Annotated in this window: 18 protein-coding genes; 5 read left to right on the plus strand and 13 right to left on the minus strand. The window is 56.4% G+C overall.

The features are described 5' to 3' along the window. Nucleotides 1-14 precede the first annotated feature (14 nt). The 3 genes from fabF to H6A25_RS04365 all read left to right on the plus strand — a co-directional run bounded on the left by fabF (nt 15) and on the right by H6A25_RS04365 (nt 2,224). Nucleotides 15-1,268 (plus strand): beta-ketoacyl-ACP synthase II, encoded by a 1,254-nt coding sequence (fabF, locus tag H6A25_RS04355; RefSeq protein WP_204750779.1) that lies wholly within the window; start codon nt 15-17, stop codon nt 1,266-1,268. After that, complete coding sequence (gene fabZ, locus H6A25_RS04360; protein ID WP_204750780.1) at nt 1,268-1,693, plus strand: 3-hydroxyacyl-ACP dehydratase FabZ; 426 nt, start codon at nt 1,268-1,270, stop codon at nt 1,691-1,693. The genes fabF and fabZ overlap by 1 nt, the downstream gene beginning before the upstream one ends. Nucleotides 1,694-1,762: 69 nt before the next feature. Then, the gene (locus H6A25_RS04365) at nt 1,763-2,224 is read left to right on the plus strand and encodes a MarR family winged helix-turn-helix transcriptional regulator (RefSeq protein ID WP_204750781.1); all 462 of its coding nucleotides are present in this window, start codon (nt 1,763-1,765) and stop codon (nt 2,222-2,224) included. A 62-nt stretch (nt 2,225-2,286) separates the two neighbouring features. On the opposite strand, the gene H6A25_RS04370 is transcribed toward H6A25_RS04365, so the two are convergent. Continuing rightward, a complete protein-coding gene (locus H6A25_RS04370) occupies nt 2,287-3,825 on the minus strand; it encodes an ABC transporter substrate-binding protein (RefSeq protein WP_204750782.1) in 1,539 nt (512 codons plus the stop codon). Between the two features lie 423 nt (nt 3,826-4,248). Between H6A25_RS04370 and H6A25_RS04375 the strand changes: the two genes are divergently transcribed. Further along, the gene (locus H6A25_RS04375; protein WP_204750783.1) at nt 4,249-5,781 is read left to right on the plus strand and encodes an ABC transporter substrate-binding protein; all 1,533 of its coding nucleotides are present in this window, start codon (nt 4,249-4,251) and stop codon (nt 5,779-5,781) included. A 73-nt stretch (nt 5,782-5,854) separates the two neighbouring features. Here the strand turns inward: H6A25_RS04375 and H6A25_RS04380 are convergent, their stop codons facing one another. The 7 genes from H6A25_RS04380 to H6A25_RS04410 form a co-directional block, all read right to left on the minus strand. After that, nucleotides 5,855-6,229, minus strand: coding sequence for an NAD(P)H-dependent oxidoreductase (locus tag H6A25_RS04380; RefSeq protein WP_204750784.1), 375 nt, complete (start codon nt 6,227-6,229; stop codon nt 5,855-5,857). Beyond that, nucleotides 6,199-7,713, minus strand: a complete 1,515-nt coding sequence (locus H6A25_RS04385; protein ID WP_204750785.1) for a recombinase family protein — start codon at nt 7,711-7,713, stop codon at nt 6,199-6,201. The genes H6A25_RS04380 and H6A25_RS04385 overlap by 31 nt, the downstream gene beginning before the upstream one ends. A 262-nt stretch (nt 7,714-7,975) precedes the next feature. Continuing rightward, nucleotides 7,976-10,090 (minus strand): heavy metal translocating P-type ATPase, encoded by a 2,115-nt coding sequence (locus H6A25_RS04390; protein WP_204750786.1) that lies wholly within the window; start codon nt 10,088-10,090, stop codon nt 7,976-7,978. A gap of 52 nt (nt 10,091-10,142) precedes the next feature. Next, nucleotides 10,143-10,415 (minus strand): DUF6110 family protein, encoded by a 273-nt coding sequence (locus H6A25_RS04395; protein WP_006575244.1) that lies wholly within the window; start codon nt 10,413-10,415, stop codon nt 10,143-10,145. Nucleotides 10,416-10,583: 168 nt separating this feature from the next. Next, the gene (locus tag H6A25_RS04400; RefSeq protein WP_204750787.1) at nt 10,584-11,504 is read right to left on the minus strand and encodes a helix-turn-helix domain-containing protein; all 921 of its coding nucleotides are present in this window, start codon (nt 11,502-11,504) and stop codon (nt 10,584-10,586) included. A 110-nt stretch (nt 11,505-11,614) separates the two neighbouring features. Then, nucleotides 11,615-12,037, minus strand: coding sequence for a flavodoxin (locus H6A25_RS04405; protein ID WP_204750788.1), 423 nt, complete (start codon nt 12,035-12,037; stop codon nt 11,615-11,617). Nucleotides 12,038-12,082: 45 nt separating this feature from the next. Continuing rightward, nucleotides 12,083-12,634 (minus strand): DUF3793 family protein, encoded by a 552-nt coding sequence (locus tag H6A25_RS04410; RefSeq protein ID WP_204750789.1) that lies wholly within the window; start codon nt 12,632-12,634, stop codon nt 12,083-12,085. A gap of 263 nt (nt 12,635-12,897) precedes the next feature. Here H6A25_RS04410 and H6A25_RS04415 point away from each other — a divergent pair, with 263 nt between their 5' ends. Next, nucleotides 12,898-13,293, plus strand: coding sequence for a metal-dependent transcriptional regulator (locus H6A25_RS04415; RefSeq protein ID WP_204750790.1), 396 nt, complete (start codon nt 12,898-12,900; stop codon nt 13,291-13,293). 197 nt (nt 13,294-13,490) lie between these two features. Here H6A25_RS04415 and H6A25_RS12725 read toward each other — a convergent pair whose 3' ends face one another. From H6A25_RS12725 to H6A25_RS04440, 5 genes are all read right to left on the minus strand, one after another. Then, a complete protein-coding gene (locus H6A25_RS12725) occupies nt 13,491-13,634 on the minus strand; it encodes a hypothetical protein (RefSeq protein ID WP_243413619.1) in 144 nt (47 codons plus the stop codon). A gap of 287 nt (nt 13,635-13,921) precedes the next feature. Continuing rightward, on the minus strand, nt 13,922-14,608 hold the full coding sequence (locus tag H6A25_RS04425; RefSeq protein WP_204750792.1) for a class I SAM-dependent methyltransferase: 687 nt from the start codon (nt 14,606-14,608) through the stop codon (nt 13,922-13,924). Nucleotides 14,609-14,792: 184 nt separating this feature from the next. Beyond that, a complete protein-coding gene (locus tag H6A25_RS04430) occupies nt 14,793-16,532 on the minus strand; it encodes an ABC transporter ATP-binding protein (protein WP_204750793.1) in 1,740 nt (579 codons plus the stop codon). Beyond that, complete coding sequence (locus tag H6A25_RS04435) at nt 16,529-18,325, minus strand: ATP-binding cassette domain-containing protein (protein WP_204750794.1); 1,797 nt, start codon at nt 18,323-18,325, stop codon at nt 16,529-16,531. The genes H6A25_RS04430 and H6A25_RS04435 overlap by 4 nt, the downstream gene beginning before the upstream one ends. A gap of 69 nt (nt 18,326-18,394) precedes the next feature. After that, on the minus strand, nt 18,395-19,015 hold the full coding sequence (locus H6A25_RS04440) for a TetR/AcrR family transcriptional regulator (protein ID WP_204750795.1): 621 nt from the start codon (nt 19,013-19,015) through the stop codon (nt 18,395-18,397). Between the last annotated feature and the right edge of the window lie 15 nt (nt 19,016-19,030).

Genomic DNA, 19,030 nt, shown 5'->3' on the forward strand with positions numbered 1-19,030 from the left:
AGGAGGAAAACACCATGGATCAGAACAGAAGAGTGGTCGTCACCGGCATGGGCATCATCAGCCCCCTGGGCTGCGGCCTTACAGCCTCCTGGCAGGGCGCCAAAGAGGGCAAATGCGGCATCGGCCCCATCACTTTGTATGACACCGAAGGCCAGAAGGTCAAGCTGGCCGGCGAAGCCCACGGCTTTGAAGCAGAAAACCACATGGACAAACGGGAAGCCCGGAAAATGGATCGGTGCAACCAAATGGCCATTGCCGCCGCCCAGGAAGCCTTTCAGATGAGCGGTCTCGACATGGAGAAAGAAGATCCTCTCCGCTGCGGCGTACTGGTTTCCAGCGGCATCGGCGGGCTGACCACCATTCAAAGCGAATGCCTTAAGGGCAATGAAAAGGGCTGGGACCGGGTATCTCCCTATTTTATCCCCATGTCCATCGCCAACATGAGCGCCGGGCATATCGCCATCCAGCTGGGCTTCCAGGGAATGTGCTCCTGTTCGGTTACGGCCTGCGCTTCGGGCACCAATGCCATCGGCGACGCCATGCGTTACATCCGCCACGGCTATGCCGATGTGATGCTCTGCGGCGGTACCGAAGCCAGCATCACCCCTCTGGGCATGGGCGGCTTCACCTCCCTCAAGGCCCTGTGCGTAAATCCCGATCCTGCCCGGGCCTCCATTCCCTTTGACAAAGAACGCAGCGGTTTTGTCATGGGCGAAGGCGCCGGTATGCTGATGCTGGAAAGCTATGAACACGCCAAAGCCCGGGGCGCCGTCATTCTGGGCGAGGTGGCCGGCTACGGCGCCACCTGCGACGCCCACCACATCACCGCTCCCTGCCCCGACGGCCGGGGCGCTGCCCAGGCCATGACCATGGCCCTGGAAGATGCGGGCATCAAACCGGAGCAAATCGGCTATATCAATGCCCACGGCACCTCCACTTCCCTCAATGACGCCGGTGAAACCCTGGCGGTGAAAAAGGCCTTTGGCGATCACGCCTACAAGCTGGCCATGAGCTCCACCAAGTCTATGACCGGCCATCTGCTGGGCGCTTCCGGCGCCGTGGAAGCCATCTTCACCCTGATGGCTCTGAAGGAAGGCTTCCTGCCCCCCACCATCCATTACCAGGTACCCGATGAACAGTGCGATCTGGACATCGTCCCCAACACCGGACGAAATCAAAGCATCTCCTATGCCATGTCCAATTCTCTGGGCTTTGGCGGTCACAACGCCAGCCTGGTTTTTCACGCCTTTGAGGAGGAACAACAATAATGGAACTGGATATCAATCAGATCAAAGAAATTCTGCCCCACCGCTACCCCTTTCTCCTGGTAGACCGGATCACCCATCTGGAACCGGGGGTGCGGGCCGTGGGCCGCAAATGCGTCAGCGCCAACGAGGCCTTTTTCCAGGGCCACTTTCCCCAGAAACCGGTGATGCCCGGTGTTCTCATCATCGAAGCCATGGCCCAGGTGGGCGCTGTCATCCTTTTGTGTGAAGAGGAATACAAAGGCCGCATTGCCCTGTTCGGCGGCATCAAAAAAGCCCGTTTCAAGCGCCAGGTGGTGCCGGGGGATGTGTTGGAGCTGGAGTGCGTTCTCACCCAGATCCGGGGCTCGGTGGGCATTGGCCAGGCTACGGCCAAGGTGGACGGCCAGCTGGCCGCCACTGCCGAACTTCTCTTCGCCGTGGAATAAGGCCCATTGATGCCTCGCCCCAAATCTGATATAGTTTAAAAAAGGTTCGCAAGAAAGGGGCCACAGGGCATGCTGCAGCAAAGTTTTTCCGAAGTGTATACCAAATTCAAGCTTCATTTTTATCAGAAGGTTTTCAGCAAATTCGGCAGCCGGGAAGCCACTCTTACCACGGTGGAGACCTTCTGCATGGAGATCATCCAGGCTATGGGGTCTCCCACCGTCAACGAGTTTGCCAGTTTTGTGCACATTTCTCCCCCCAATGCCGCCTATAAGGTGAACAGCCTGATCCAAAAGGGCTATCTGAAAAAGGTCCAGTCCCAAAGCGACCGGCGGGAATACCACATCGTTCCTACCCAGAAATATATGGACTATTACAATGTAAGCTATACTTATCTGTCCACCGTGCTTCAGCGGGTGGAAAAACGCTTTCCTCCGGAGGATGTGAAGAAGCTGGAGGAAATGCTCCAGGTGATCTCCCGGGAGCTGATGCCGGAGATCCCCATTCAGGTGCAGAACTCCGTACCGGAATAAAAAGAAAACCTCCCCGAAAACCAGTTTTCGGGGAGGTTCTTTTCTTATAATCGCTTTTGCAATCAGGCCTTCCAGCTGATATCCTCAAACCGGATATGGCCGCCGGCATTGATAGCCACGCCCTGCAGATCGCTGTCATAGGCCCGCAGCAGCACGCTCTGATACAGGGAAACCTGGGAGCACAGCTCGTTGAGCCGCACAGTGGCCTGCTTCAGAATCACTTCTCTGGCCGCAGGATCCACAGTGGCCGCCGCCTGATCGATGAGAGCATCCACCTCGGGATCGTTCAGCCGGGTGGTATTGGCCCCGCCGATGGACTTGCTGTGGTACACACCCACCAGATAGGAGACCATGTCGCTGGGGGAATAACCGCCGATGGAAGCGGTGTAGTTGCCGTCCGCTGTGGCGGAAAGATAGGTGGCCAGGTCCATGCTCTCGATCTCGCAGTTGATGCCGATCTCGCTCAGGTTGGCCTGGATGACTTCGGCGGCTCGCTTCTTGGTATCATTGGAGCAGATGATGCTCATTTCCACAGAAGCCGGGTCCACACCGGAAGCATCCATATATTCCTGGGCCTTCTTCACATCAAAGGTATCGGCGCCTTCATCAGTGGAGCCCAGCATGCCCATGGGGCTGGCGGAATATACCGGGGTGGCGATGCCGTTGAGAGCTGCAGCGATGATATCGTCACGGTTGATGGCCGAGTTGATGGCATGACGCACATTCTGATTGTCCAGGCCGGGCTTCTCGTTGTTGAGCATCAGCCAGTTGATATTGGTGGAATCATGCTTCAGCAAAGTGAATTCATCGCTGCTTTCGATGCGCTCCACATCCATGGCTTCCACTTCGATGATCATATCCACTTCTCCGGCTTCCAGAGCAATGGTGCGGGAGGAGCCTTCAGGGATGATCTTCCAAGTCATGCTCTTGATGGCCGGAGCGCCGCCGAAGTAGTCCTCAAAGGCCTTGAATTCCACGCTGTCGCCCCGCTTCCACTCTACAAACTGGAAGGGGCCGGAACCGATGGGGTTTTCGTTGAAATCATTGCCGCTGTCCAGCAGCTTCTTGGGCAGGATGGCATTGGCGTGATGGCACAGATCGTACAGCAGGGTTGCAGACGGACCGTCGGTGACGATCTTGACGGTGTAATTGTCCACCGCTTCCACAGTGAGAATGCACCGGTTGTACAGATTGACTTCCGGGCAGGTTTTGGAATAGGTGATGGAAGCGGCCACATCCTCAGCAGTCAGCTCACTGCCGTCGTGGAACTTGACACCCTGCTTCAGATGGAAGAGCCACTCGGTATCGCTGGTGTTCTCATAAGTATCCACCAGGCTGGGCTCCGGGTTCAGGTCGGCATCGGTGCGGAAGAGCGTGCTATAAGTCAGCTTGTTCATATAGTCGCCTGCCACCGAGTTGTGATCGTAGGCTCCCAGGGTGGGAGTCTCGCTCATGGTGGCCACCACCAGGCTGTCCTTGCCCTTTTCCTCCGATTCTCCCTTGTCTGTGCCTCCGCCTTGCTGGCTGCATCCGGCCAGCAGAGACAGGCTGATGGAAAGCACCGTCACAAGGCTGATCAGATGTTTCTTTCCCATTTTCATTGTCTACACCTCTTACTCTCTGTTCTTCTCCTGCAAATTGCGAACGCTTTGCATTTTGCTCCCTAATTATATTTTCCATTTTCTCATTTTGCAATAGTTTTTTCATTTTTTAGTAATATTATTCAATAAATCCCGGAATCCGCCTGTTGTTATGGTCTATTTATTTATATTTATTCATCCCCTTTGCTGTTTTTCCCACTTTACAGGTCCACCGTTATTTGTCTATAATGTGAAAAATATAACGATTATTTATGTACAAAATAGATAATAACCTCCCCCTCTTTTCGGCAAAGCTCCATGGTTCTTACGAAATATTACGATTTGATAAAATAAATATTGCAAAAATATTTCTTGCAAAATATAATTTAATCTGTAAAAGACATTTCCCCTGGTGGAATGCAAATTCTCAAATGAGGTGAAACCATGACAAACCGCAAGACCCGTTTGCTCAGCCTGCTGCTGGCCTCGGTGATGACCCTGGCTCTGCTGTCCGGCTGCAGCAAAGATACAGGCAGCTCCTCCGGAAACGGCGGAGAAGGAAAGGACAGCCTGGTGGTAGCCACCATGAGCGAAACTCCTTCCATGGGCCCCTATGACCACAACGCCGTGGCCGGGGACTATATGAACCAGCTGGTTTACAGCAGCCTGTTTGAAACAGATGCCGATCTGAACCCTGTCCCTGAACTGGTGGACACATACGAGAACACCAGCGACACCGAATGGCTCTTCCATCTGAAGCAGGGCGTCAAGTTCCACGACGGCAGCGACCTGACCTCGGAAGATGTGGTGGCTTCCATCACTTACGCCAAGACCTGCCCGGAAGTCAATCTGTACAACGGCTCCATCCTCACCGTGGAAGCGGTGGATGAGTACACCGTGAAAATGACCACCGATGGCCCCTCTGCCACCCTGCTGTACGATCTGTGCCATCATGGCAACTCCATCGTGCCCAAGGAGCTGTTGGACAACGGCAACGACTTCAACGAAAACCCCATCGGTTCCGGCCCCTACAAGTTTGTAGAGTGGAAGCGGGGCGACAGCATCCAGTTCGAAGCTTTTGAGGACTTTTATGAGGGCGCCCCCTCCATCAAGAGCATGACCTGGAAGATCATTCCCGAAGGCTCCTCCCGTACCATCGCCCTGGAAGCCGGAGAAGTGGACATGATCATCGAAGTGGAAGCCATGGATGCTGAGCGTATCGAAAGCAACAGCGACCTGACTCTGCTGAAGCACGATTCCACTGCCATCAACTGGCTGATGCTCAACAACGAGAAGCCCGGCCTGGACAATCAGAATGTGCGCCACGCCATCAACTCGGCCATCAACCGTGATGACCTGGTGACTGTTGCCATGAACGGCATGGCTACTCCGGCTTATTCCTCCACTCCCCTTGGCATGCTGGGCTCCACTGACGAAGGTGCCGACACCTTTGATGTGAAGAAAGCCCAGGAATATATGGACGCTTCCGGTATGGATCCTGCCTCTGTGGAAATGAGCATCATCTGCTCCAACGACACCAAGAAGCGGGCTGCCGAAGTAATCCAGTCCAATCTGAGCGAAATCGGTATCAACTGCGAGATCGAAAGCATGGACCTGGCCACTTACCTGTCCACCACTGCGGAAGGCAACTTCACCGCTTCCATCGGCGGCTATTCCTCCAGCGACATGGTCTCCTATCTGGTGGGCGTGTACCACAGTAAGTCCATCGGCGCTTCCAACAAGACCCGTCTGAACAACCCGGAAATCGACGCCCTCATCGATGAGGCGGCCGCTACCGTGGATTCTGCGGCTAGAGAAGTCGTTCTGAAGGAAGTCACCGTGCAGCTCAATGAGCTGTGCCCCCAGGTCTCCCTGTATCAGGATCTGTATCTGCGGGCTTACAACGCAAACCTGGAAGGCGTGGACATCAACGCCGGCGGCAACATCCGCTTCCAGGATATCAGCTGGAAGGCCTAAACTGCCTATCACCCGATCAAAACAAAAGAGTGGGATTTCAATATGAAATCCCACTCTTTTTCTATTTCTCCTTTTAATAAATGCCCTTTCCAAACTCATAGGCCTGCCGAAGATAATCGGTCTCCCCGATCTGCGGTCTGCCATTGGTGCTGCCGCAGCCCCCTGCCAGCAGCATTCCCCTGTCCCGGAAACCGATATACCGCACCAGGGTAAACCGGTAATAGGCCACGGCCTGCTCAAAGGTCCAGAAGAAATTGTCCGCAGAGGTCATGAGCAGGGCACAGTCCCGGAAGGGATATTTTTCATACCGGCCCATAGGCGGCTGCGGGTCCTCCTGGGCCAAGGAATAGAACCGCTCGATCACCGCTTTGAGCTGGGATGAGATGGTCCAGAAATACAAAGGTGATGCAAACACGATCAGATCGGCTTCCAGCAGTCTGGGTACCAACTGTCAAGGAAGTCCGGGCCATCATTCAAGATTTCCATCAGCTCTCTTGTTTGGGCGATGGTGTTGTCGCCATCGACGGTCAGAAGACGCTCCTTTTTCAGCTTTACAGCGCGGAGCTGCTCGGTCAACTCATTGCTCTGGGATATAAAAATGTCAGGATCAATGAGGCCCTGTTGTTTCAGCGTGGCCAACATTTGATTCTGACTGGTAAGATCGGATATTTGCTTGTTGAGTTCAATGACATCCAGGCTCCAGAGCATCCGGCGGTTGCGGATGGCTTGGAGCGAGGTGGCCATTCCCATGAGGATGGGTTCGCCATGGTGCTTGAGTTTATAGTATAGGCGGATGAAAGCATTTGTTATTTCATCTTCTGCAATTGGTGTAATGCCGCATTTGAGGTCATGTCTCTTTTTATCGTGTCCTATACATACCCAGTATGTGATGCCGCGCACAACCTTGCGACGAAATAGTGACTGGCAGTCGCCGCATACTATCTTTTTTCGAAACGCATACGGACTGTTTTTCGTTAATGTAATCTTCTGCGCACGAAATTTCATCAAAGCATTTGCTTTCTCAAAATCTTCTTTTGATACAATTCCTTCATGTGTCCCGTGTGCATAGTAAGAAACCTTCTGCCCACGGTTTAGTCGGCACTTATAGGGAAGCGTATCTGTTGAGAAGTATTTTTGCCACACAGAATCGCCAATGTATTTTTCATTTGAGATGATATATCGAATTGCGGTCGAATCCCATGCAGCTTCGCCTGATTTACATGGAACGCCTTCTTTTCGTAGGTCAGAAGCTATCCGCTCTGTACTCTTGCCGGAAAGATACTCTTGGAATATTCGTTGAACGATAGCGGCCTGTTCCTCCACAATTTGTATGCAGCGGTCCTGTAGTGTATATCCATAAGGCAGCCTCGCAGGTATGTATGTTCCAGCCTGTATTCGTTTTTGAATTCCCCAGCGCATATTACCGGAGATGGACTCGCTCTCTGCCTGGGCGAAGGATGCGAACAGTGCGGTCATCATTTCGCCGGACATGGTTGCGGTGTCGATGTTCTCTTTTTCGAAGCACACCCCAACCCCCAGCGATTTCAGCTCTCGAATCGTCTCCAGACATTCCTTGGTATTGCGGGCAAAGCGGGAGATGGACTTTACCAGCACTCGGTCGATCAGACCTCTGCGGCAATCTGCCAAGAGCCGCTGGAAGTCTCCACGCTTCTCAGCCGATGTGCCGGTGATGCCCTCGTCGGCGTATATGTCCACCATGCTCCAATTTTCCTTGCTGGAGATCAGGATGGTGTAGTACGAATTCTGTGCGGCGAAGGAGTTGAGCTGGTCATCCGAGGCCAAACTGACACGGGCGTAGGCAGCGACCCGCAGTTTCACATCCTTTGGCTTTTCCGTGGCCTCAATGGTTATGACCCGATACTTTTTTTCCTGCAGTGCCATGCTGCCGTCCGTCATTCGCTTTTCTGCCATGTCAGTTCACCTCCTTCGGCAACACAAACAATACCACAACACCCTTGAAATAGCTATGGTAGAACGATACGGTCTGATACAATCCTCCCCTTTCTTTCATGAGGTTAGCTATGGCTAACTACTTTGCGAAAAAAGATGCGCAGCGGCGATTGGACTTACCATGCATCACGCACTGCGCATCGTGGGCTTATTATAGCACATGGAGTTAGCCATGTGCAACCGCGCAAAAAGCACAAGCTACCAAGCGGAAAGAAATCTTTTTTTATCCATTCTGCAAATTGTTGCCCCGAGTGGACTGCGTCTGAGTAGTCAGCCGGCTCATGCTCCGCAGACTGACACCCAGAGTGGAGAGGTTGTGCAGCGTGGCGGAGGTGGCTGGCGGCAGGACTCCGGCTACGCCCAGAGCGATCAAAGCACCATTGAAGCCAATGACAAAACGATAATTGGAGTGGATGCGCGCCATTAGAGCCATGGCGATCTGGCGCAGCTCTACCAGTTCCCAGAGGCTGTCGGCGGCAATGGTGATGTCCGCGATTTCCCGGGCGATGGCGGCGCCGTCGCTGATGGCGATGCCCGCGTCCGCCTCGGACAAGGCCGGCGAGTCGTTGATGCCGTCGCCCACCATCAGGACAGTATGCCCCTCCCGGCGGAGCCTTGCCACATACTCCGCCTTGTCCGCCGGCAGGACTCCGGCGCGGAAGTCATCCACTCCCACCTGGGCGGCAACGGCTGCGGCGGTGCGGTAACTGTCGCCGGTAAGCATGACGGTACTGGTGATCCCCAGGGCGCGGAGGGCGGACAGGACTTCCTTCGCCTCCTCCCGCAGCGGGTCGGAGATGCAGATCACGGCGGCCAGCTGTCCGCCTACGGCCAGATACAGGTGAGAATATTCCGGCGGCAGGGCGTCAAAGCGTTCCTGTTCGCCCTCTGGAATGACGCAGCCCTCATCCTCAAAGACAAAGTGGGCGCTGCCGATGAGGACCTGCTCCCCATCGACGGTGCTGGCGATGCCGTGAGCCACCAGATACTCCACCTTGGAGTGGTACTCCTCGTGACGCAGGCCCCGGCGCTTCGCCTCCTCCACCACGGCGTTGGCCATGGAATGGGGGAAGTGCTCCTCCAGACAGGCAGCCAGCCGCAGCATTTCGGCTTCCTCCTTGGTGCCGAAAGATACCACCTGAGCCACCCGGGGGCAGGCGTGGGTCAGAGTGCCGGTCTTGTCGAAAACGATGGTGTCGGCGGCAGCCACCGCCTCCAGGAACTTGCCGCCCTTGACGGTGATATGGGCCCGTCCCGCCTCCCGCATGGCGGAGAGGACGGCCAGAGGCATGGCCAGCTTCAGTGCGCAGGAGAAGTCCACCATCAGCACCGACAGGGCCCGTGCCACATTCCGGGTGAGGGCAAAGCTGATGAGGCTCCCGGCAAAGGTATAGGGCACCAGCTTGTCCGCCAGATTGGCGGCCTTGCTCTCAGCCTCCGACTTCATCTGCTCCGACTGCTCGATCATGTGAACGATCTGGTCATAGCGGCTCTGGCCGGAGGCTTGCTTCACTTCCAGCACACATTCGCCCTCCTCTACCACGGTGCCGGCATAGACCGCGCCTCCGGGGCGCTTGGGTACCGGGATGGATTCGCCGGTGAGGGACGCCTGATTGACAGTGACCTCCCCCTCCAGCACCAGGCCGTCCACGGGGACGATGCCGCCGGCGCGGACGACTACCGCATCCCCCGGCTGGATCTGGGACACAGGGACCAGCACTTCGCCTTGGGCCGTGCGCAGCCAGACCCGATCCACATTCAGCGACATACACCGGGCCAGATCCGCCACAGATTTCTTCCTTGTCCACTCCTCCAGCAGTTCACCTACCTCCAGCAGGAACATGACCATTCCGGCGGTTCCAAAGTCCCTTCTGCAGGCAGAAATGGAAATAGACAGGGCATCCAGCAGCTCCACCTTGATGCGGCGGCGCAGCAGGCAGTGCAGTCCTCGCCGTACAAAGGGGATCATGTGCCAGAGAATGCGGGCAATCCGCAATGGAGACGGGAGAAACAGGGTACAGGCAGCTTTGCACACTACCTTAGTTACCAGCTTCTCCTCAAATTCCCGGTTCAGCGCCCGGCTGCTGTGGGCGGGCAGCGCGGTGGTCCGCTCCGCCTCCTGCCAGGAAAAATGCCGAATTTCGTTCAGCACGGCTTGGCGAGTCCCATCGTAGTACAGGATGACGCAGCAGGTTCGCTCATGGACGGTGACCTGCCGGCACCAGGACTTTCCCTGAATCCATGCCTCCAGCAGATCCGCCTGAGCGAGTGTCATCTGTTTTTGCCGCAGCCGGAACCGGATGCGCCCCCGGCTTTCGTGCAATATGGTTGCGTTCATAGGTTCCTCCTTCACGAAAAGAGGGAGCCGCTGGCGGCTCCCTCTGGGTCAATCAGGCTTCTTCGCTCTCCAGATTGGCAGCGGCGGCTTCCTCCGCTTCCTTTGCAGCCCGGTCCTCATTCAGCTCCTTGGCGGAGGCCAGAATGTCCGCGGCGTTTTCCTGCACCGTGGTCACAGTCCCCATGACCGAATCCTTCATCCGCAGGCCGGCGGCCGTGACATGGACATAGGCTTTCTTGGCGTCCTTGCTGGACAGCAGCTTGATGCCAAAAGAACCAAACAACGCACCACCCGCAAAGCAGGCCAGTTTCGTATAAACGCTCATTGTGATCCTTCCTTTCCCTTATTTCCGTTTGTAGCCGGTGACCATGACCATAATCATGCAGATCACAGCGCCCCACGCCCAAAAACGATGCTGTTTCATCGCTGTCACTCCTTTGAATGCTTTGGAATGTCTGATTATTGTAGCAGAAAAGGTGGGTGTTTGTCGCTGTCAAAACGGACGCAGAGTTGCGGTTTCCGACATTTTTCTGTACTGGCCGGGAGTCATGCCATACTCCCGCTTGAACGCTGCATTGAACTGGCTCATACCCTCATACCCCACAGCCTGCGCAATTTGCTGAATGGGCATCCGGGTGGTGCAGATCAGCTCCTGTGCCCGTCGGAGGCGCTGTTGAACCAAAAAGCTGTGAATCGGCATGCCATAGGCGCGGCGGAACCCTTCTTTCAAGAAGGTCGGGGAAAGGGAAAACTGTTTGCAGAGGAACGCAATGGTAAGCTTATCAGACAGATGCGTCTGGATGTATGCCTTGACTTTCAACAGACTGTGGGATACTGGGCAGCCTGAGCCGGAGAGAGAGCCATTCGATTCAGATACCTCGGTGCAGAGCAGATACAGCAGTTCCACCGACTTGAAAACACAGTAGCGTTCCTGCTCCTGCTCAGACAGATAGCGAACCGTTTCAAAAAATGACTGCGTCCAAGGTGTGCCGCACAGGGCCATGCAGCCGTTCCTCGCCGTCATCTTCTCCTTGACGATCCTGGTGTCCAACCTCATCCCCAGGGTGGAGCAGACCGTCACAAGGCTTTCTTTTGCGGCTTTGGCGTCTACGGCAATCAAAACGCCGCCCAGGTTTCCGCTACACTGACACGAGCGGAGAGCGGAGCTGTCGGAGAGGAGGAAGATCCCCGGAGCCTCCACCGTATAGGAAGTCCCCTGTAATGGCCGGACGGCAAGGCGGCCGGTCAAACAGAACAGCACCTCAAACTGGAGCGGTGCGCCGCACACTGGGATGGGCCGCAAGGGCTCCTGCACCGGCTCAGGCAGGGAAAAGCGGCAGATCTGCACCCCCGGCATACCGTGGCTCCAGCGGCCCGTGCCGGAGCCCTGGCTCAATAAATATTCCTTCAGCATGATTTCTCACGACCTGTTTCTCTGAGTTCGAAATTGGTTTCGCCTATGCTGGCTGGGGAACCAGAGAGAAGGCAGGAGACAATCGCCTCCTGCCTTCTGCGGTGCTTTTGTCAGGCCAGTGACGCGCCCAGCTCGCGGCAGGCCGCCAGAGCGTCATCGTCCGGAGTCTCGTTGCAGATCACGCTTTCGCAGGCCAGATTGGCGCCGTCGTTGTTGCAGCGGGACTCCCAGCTGCGCATCCATTCGCCGTCGCCCCAGCCGTAGGAGCCAAACAGAGCGATGTTCTTCCCGCTCAGCCTGCCCTCACAGGCGGTGAACATGGGCTCGAACTCGCTCTCCTCCAGCTGCTCCGACCCCATGGAGGGGCAGCCAAAGGCGATGGCGGAATACTCGCCGACCTGCCCCGGCGAGAACTCTGCGGCGGTAATCACAGACACCTCAGCGCCCTTGCCCTTGGCGCCTTCGGCCACCGCCATTGCCATGGCCTCGGTGTTTCCCGTGCCGCTCCAATACACAACCGCAACTTTACTCATAAGACTTTAGCGACCTTTCTTTCTGGATTTGTTATGGTAGAAACATCAACCAGCCACGGTGAGCTGCTCGATGGATTTCCCTTGCTGCCACTGCCGGGAGTAGATTTTGCTGCACATCTCGTATTTTTCAAAGATGCTCCTGGCGGCCTGTTCGTCGCCGTAGACCTTCCAGCAGCCCACGCACTTGTGATTGCACGCCCGATTGCAGATAAAGCCCAGCACATCCTCCGGCGGATAGCTCAAAAACAGGCCGATCTCATGGGGGAATTCCCCCTCGCTCCGGAGCCGGTGGATCAGGTGAACCACACAGCTATTGGGATTTTCCGGCACATAGCCGTATTTGAGAAGCAAGGCTCTGGCGCGGTGATCGGTCAGATCGCTCTCCAGCGCATTGGGCCGGTAGGCGTAAATCAAAGCGCGGCCTTTGCAAACCCGGAGCGGCAGAACGCGGATGCCCTTGGGCACCAGTTTCTTGTTCAGCCGGCACAAGTCTCGCGTCAGATCCTTCCGGCTGGGGCAGGCGCAGGAAAAGAGGTTTCCCGTCTTGATCCCGGCCAGGGTGGGAGAACAATGGCGAATCAGCAGATCCTCTGACATAGGCGTTTCCCTCACAAAATCATGTCCATGCGAAGACTGTACGGCAAAATGAAAAAACGGACAGTAAATGTGGTTAGCAATAGCTAACCACATTGCCAAATATATAGCTGCCGCCTCTTGGTTAGCGGTAGCCAACTAATGCAATTATATACAGGGCAAATTCGCTTGTCAAGAGGACGGATGGATTTTGTTGACAGAAAAAAATGGCGCTTGTCGGACTCCTGTGTTATAATAAGCAAAACGCCCGTTTTTTGGAGGTTCCTATGGCGATTCACGAGTCTGGCCAGATGTATCTGGAAACCATCTATATTCTTTCACAGAACAGCACCTTCGTTCGAGCTATCGATGTGGGAGCGCAGTTGGGCTTTACCAAGCCCAGCGTCAGCAGAGCCATGTCCATTCTGAAAAAGGACGGATATGTGAATGTGGATGCTGACGGTGCGATCACCCTGACGGAGACCGGGCTTGCCATTGCTAAGACGATGTACACCCGCCACACGGTGTTGAGCCAGATGCTGATGGAATTAGGCGTGGACGAAGAGACTGCGACCGAAGATGCCTGCCGGATCGAGCATGTGATCAGCGAAAAATCCTTTGCGGCGGTGCAGGCGCACTTGGAGCAGGTAATGAAAATGCGGGAAGATGCGCACGGGCAATGAGCCTATGCAAATTTGGCGGACTTTGCTATCGAGCGGCAACGCGATAAGTGAATACCTGCCATTTGGCACGGAATATCAAATGCGGTGGAGCCTGGATATGGCCTCCACCGCATTTTATGTGATCTGCGCTTTTAAATCAGGAGCGACCTGCTGTGTAAGTTCACCGCCAAGCGTACCTGCTCCATAGCTCCAAACGCTTACGGCAGTTCATCCTTATGTGTCTGCTGGCTTTTCAAAAACTTTCGGGCGGCTTTTTTGATATTATGGCACACGCCAAGAATAGCGATGCAAAACAGCAGAGCCGCTAATCCATATCCAAACGACTGCATTGCCGTGTTCATATTCACGCCTCTTTTCTGACCGCTGCCGCCAATGAACTCAACCGAATAGTCCTCTTTTTTTATACGGCTCTTTCTGGATCGCTCCGACCTCATACCCCGTGCCGCGAATGGCGTTCATGAGCACCTCCGTGTCCAGCTCTGTTTCAGAGAGGTCACGGTCTGGTTTTTGCTCCGGGAAGAACTCACCTTTTTGACCGGGCAGGCTTTGCGCACAGCGTCATTGACATGAGCCTCGCACATCCCGCACATCATTCCATTGACTTCCCTGTGTACTTCCACATGTTCTCTCACTCCTTCTTGACTTTTGGATCATCGAGCTGCGCGGACCGGACGGCGGTCTGCCGTGCCGCGGTCCGTTCATCGGGGATCTTCCTGGCCATCAGACAGCACAGCGGCGCCAACGAGCTTCCGAGAAGTGGATGGCGAACGATGGAATAGCCGCGCTCGGACAGGTAGGCCATCAGCTCCCCGGCAGTCCAGACATGATACACCCGAAAGCCTGAAAGCCCCATGAACCAGAGCCGGAGTCTGGCGCTTCGGCTTTTGCCCCAGACAAAGGTGGGGGCGAACAGCCATCCCCCCGGCTTCAGAACCCGCCAGGCTTCCGCCAGAGCTTTTTCCGGGTGAGGCATGACATGGAGGGCGTTGGAGATCACCACCGCATCGAAGCTCTCCGGGCCGTAGGGCAGCTTGGTAGCGTCCTGGACGGAGAAATGGAGCCGGGACGAATGCACCTGCTTTTTGGCCTGACGGATCATTTCAGCTGAAAAGTCGGTTGCCTCCCAGCTCCGGACACATGGAGACAGCGGCACGGACAGCTGGCCTGTTCCGCAGGCCAACTCCAGCACATCCATGTCCCGTTTCAGAAAAGGGCGCATTGCTTTGCAGATCTGCTGATAGGTCGCCTGAGAGCGGCGCATGAAGCCGGCGTAATGCCGTGAAAACCGCTCCCAAAACTGCTTGTTGTCATCCATACAGTATGGTCACCTCAATGATGGTTAGCGCCTGCTAACTACATCATACTCTTTGTCGCAAGAAATTGCAAGATGCCGCCATATTGGTTTTGTATGCTCTTCGGGATCAATCAAGGGAAGAAGCTGGAACGAAGAATGACCGGGACACGCATCCCGGTCATTCTTTTCTTTCGCACCTCTGCCTTTACCGGCACCAACCGGTGGGATTGGAGCGGGCGGTGATGAAGCGGCGGTAAATGCCCTCCTCCGCCATCAGTGTGTCATGGTCGCCGGCCTGAACGATGCGCCCCTGGTCGATAACCAGGATCTCATCGGCGTGGCGGATGGTATTGAGTCGGTGGGCAATGACCAGCAGGGTCTTGCCCCGGCACAGTTGGGTGATGGCCTCCTGGATGTAGCTCTCGTTGTCGGCGTCCACGCTGGCAGTGGCCTCATCCAGAATGACGATGGGCGCGTCCTTCAGAATGCAGCGGGCGATGGAGATCCGCTGCCGCTCTCCGCCGGACAGGCTGGCCCCGCCTTCCCCGATGACCGTGTCAAAGCCGTCGGGCAGTTCCATGATGAAGTCATAGCATCGGGCTTTTCTGGCCGCCTCATAGACCTCCTCCCGTGTGGCGTCTGTCCGTCCCATGGCGATGTTGTTGTAGACGGTATCCTGGAAGAGATAGACCCGCTGAAACACCATGGAGATCTGATCCATCAGATCAGAGAGAGGAATATCGCGGATGTCCCTGCCCCGTACCAGGATCTGTCCCTGTTTGACATCCCAAAACCGGGAGAGCAGGTTGGCTACCGTACTCTTGCCGCCGCCGGAGGGCCCCACCAGGGCCAGCATCCGGTTTTTCTCCAGCGTGAAAGAGACATCATGCAGCACCTCTTTCTCCCCGTAGGCAAAGGTGACATTCCGGAACTCCACCTCCGGGGCACCGCCGGCTTTGGGTAAGGATTCCCGGCCCCGGTCGGGCAGCTCCGGCTGGGCCAGTACCGCCTCGATCCGGTCCATGCAGGCGTTCATCACCGTCAGGCGGGTGGCCTGGCTGTAGAGCGCCTTCATGGGGCCGAAGAGGTCAAAGACGAAGAGCAGGACACCCAGCAGGAAGGTGATGGAGAGCTGCCCACGGCCATAGAGCCAGAGGGACAGGGGAATTATCAGCACCGAGCCCAGACCGCACACCAGATAGAGAGCCCGCATCCAGGGGGCCTGGCTTTCCTCGAACGCAATGCTGACCTTGCGGCTCCGGGCGAAATTCTCGGTGAGCTCCGCGGAACGCTCTCCCAGCAGATTGAAGGTCTTTGCGATGCCGATGCCCTCCACATAATCCAGCACTGCCCGCGTGAGAGCCTCGCTCTGCTCCTGTCGGACATCAGAGTGAGCCAGGGTGCTCCCCAGGGAAGCGCGGCCCAGCTGCCAAATGATCCCTACCACCGCCAGGGCGGCCAGTCCCAGCCAGGGATTCAGGAAGGCCAGCCACAGCACAAGAATGGCTTGGGCAAAGGTATAGCTCATCATGTTGGCAATGTCGTGCATACAGTTCTCCTCAATGAACACCATGTCGGTGGACAGAACGGAACTGATTTTGCCGATGTTGCCCTCTGTGAAATAGCCCATGGGCAGGCGGCGCAAATGCCGTCCCAGCTCCATGCGCAGATCGGCGAATACCATATAGCCCGCCGCGGCCTGGAGCCGGTCGGCGATGTTCTGGCACAGGCACTCCAGCAGAACGCAGCCCACCGTGCCCACCGCCAGCCACAGGCACAGCCGTGCCGTCATGGTTCCCTGGAGAAAAGCGCTCAGGGCCAGGAAGGACAGACCGATGGGGGCCTTGGACAGCATGGCCTTCAGGAACGCAAAGACAAAGGCCAGCTTGATCCGCCCCTGATAGGGGCCGGATACGGACAGGATTCGTTTCATCAGCGCGATCATGCCTCGTCACCTCCTTTCTCCGCAGAGACACGCCAGGCAGCGGCTCCCTCGGCAGCCCGCCACAGTTTTTCATAGGCGGGGCAAGTCTTTCGCAATGTATCGTGGCGGCCGATCCCTGCCACATTGCCCTGGTCCAGCACCACGATCTGATCGGCGCCTGCAATGGACTGAAGCCGGTGGGCGATGACGATGACCGTCTTGCCCCGGATCACCTCGGCAATGGCGGCGTTCATTTTCTCCTCATTCTCCGGGTCCAAAAAAGCGGTGGCCTCATCCAGCACCACGATGGGAGCGTCCTTCAAAATCGCCCGGGCCAGGGCGATCCGCTGCCGCTCTCCGCCGGAAAGCCCCTTGCCTCCGTCACCGGCCATGGTATAGATTCCTTTTTCCAGCCGTTTCAGAAACTCTCCGCATTGAGCCCGTTCCGCCGCCGCCAGCACCTCCTCGTCGGTGGCGCCGGGTCTTCCCAGCCGGATGTTCTCCAACAGGCTGGTGTTGAACAGGAACTGCTCCTGCGCCACGAAGGAGATCTGCTCATTCAGAGAGGCGAGGGACATCTCTCGCAGGTCTTGCCCCCCCAGCGTGATGCGTCCGTCGGTCACATCGTAAAAGTGGACCAGCAGCTTGGCAAGGGTCGATTTCCCGCTGCCGGATTCTCCCACCAAAGCAGTGAGGCTCCCCTGTGGGACAGAGAAGGAGATGCCGTGGAGGACTTCGTCCTTTTCGCGGCCCAGGCCGCCTTCTCTTCCGCCTTCGGCGGAATTCACCTTGTAAGAAAACCGCACATTCTCAAAGCGGATCTGCAAATCGTTTCCGTTGAACTCCGTTTTTCCTTCTTTCAGGGGCGGAATATTGAACAGAGATTCCATTTGGTCAATCTTGTAGCTCAGCTGGGGCAGCACCGACATAAAGTTCATGGCCCGGACCAAAGGCGGCCCCACGGAAAAGGACATGCACAATACCAGCGCGTAATCCGGCAAGGTGGAGGCGCCGGCGAGCACCAGATAGCCGCCGGCTGGCAGCAGCACCAGCGCCACGCAGGGCAAAATGCTGGTGTAGAGGGCCATCCACAGCCAGCAGGCCCGGAACCAATCCAGAGTAAAATCCCGGTAGTTTTTTACATCGGTCTCAAAGCGGTGATAGGACTCTCCGTCCCGGTTGAAGACTTTCACGACTTCCATGCCGTTGATGTACTCCACGATGGTGTTGTTCATTTTCTGCCCGGCGGCGTAGTAGTCCCCCATCTTGCTCATGCCGGAGCGGTACATCATGCCCATGGCCAGCACGCCCAGGGGGAGGGAGCAGAGGGAAAGCAGACCAAGCTTCCAGTCCGTGAGGAACATAGCCGCAAATACCACCACCGGCACCGCCAGATTGGACAGCCCTTCCGGCAGGGCGTGGGCCAGCAGAAGTTCCATGCTCTCAATGTCGTCAATGAACATCTTCTTCCAGACTCCAACACCTTTCTCCTGGATTGCGCCCAGGGGCTGCTTTTCCAGTTTGCTCTGGAGATGGAGCCGGAGGTTTTCCAAAGTATGATAGGCGGAACGGTGGGACAGTGCCAGTCCCTCCACATAGAGAAGGCCGTAGAGGGCCATGCACAGAGCCATGGCCCCGGCGCTCGTCAGGGTTTCCTCCAATGTGAGACTGCCCCCAGTCAGCAGGGGTCTCAGCAGGCGGTAGAGGAAGAAATAGGGCAGCACGCTCATGGCCACGCCGGCCACCAGCACCAGAATGGAGGCGTAGGTGGTCTTCCGGTGGCGTCCAGTGTAGCGCAGGACTTTTTGAAACACAGTATCACTCCTTTTTAGTTAGTTATTGCTAACTCATTGGCGAGAAAAAAGCCTCCGCAGAGGCATTTTTCACCCCTTGGGGAATCCCAGGGCGGCATACCAGTCAAAGAGACGGCAGACCAAAGTGCAGTGGCGCTGGATCTCCGGCCAGGCGAAGGCGTGGATAAAGGGCTCGTAAATGGTGGTCCAGAAGGCGGACAGGACCACATGAAGCTCCTCCCGCGTCATGTCCACCGTACACAAGCCCCGGCGTCTGGCCTCGGCGTAGTAGGTCCAGGTGCCTTCCGTCATTTTCTCCACCCAGTCGTGCTGAAAGTTGGCGTAGGCGGTGCCCTCCGCTCCGGTGAGCAGCAGCACAAAGCCATCCCGCCGCTCATTGAGAAAGCGGAACCACCACAGCATGTATTCCTCATCCATATACCACGCCCGGATCAGATCTTCGTCGGAGAGAGCGGATGCCGGCACCGCCGTCCGCTCCTCATAAACAGCATCCAAATCCGCCACCGTATCCGCCACCACAGCGCGAAACAGCTCCTCTTTTCCGGCGTAACGCTTATAAAGAGCCCCGGTTGTCACCCCAGCCCGCTGGCAGATGGATTTCAGGGAAGCCTTCTCAAAGCCCAGCGTCCGGAACTCCTCTTTGGCGCTGTCCATGATCCGAGGGTCAATGGAAGTATCCGGTTTTGCCATAACATCCCTCCCAAT

The sequence above is a fragment of the Intestinimonas butyriciproducens genome, from assembly GCF_016901775.1.
Lineage (GTDB): Bacteria > Bacillota > Clostridia > Oscillospirales > Butyricicoccaceae > Pseudobutyricicoccus.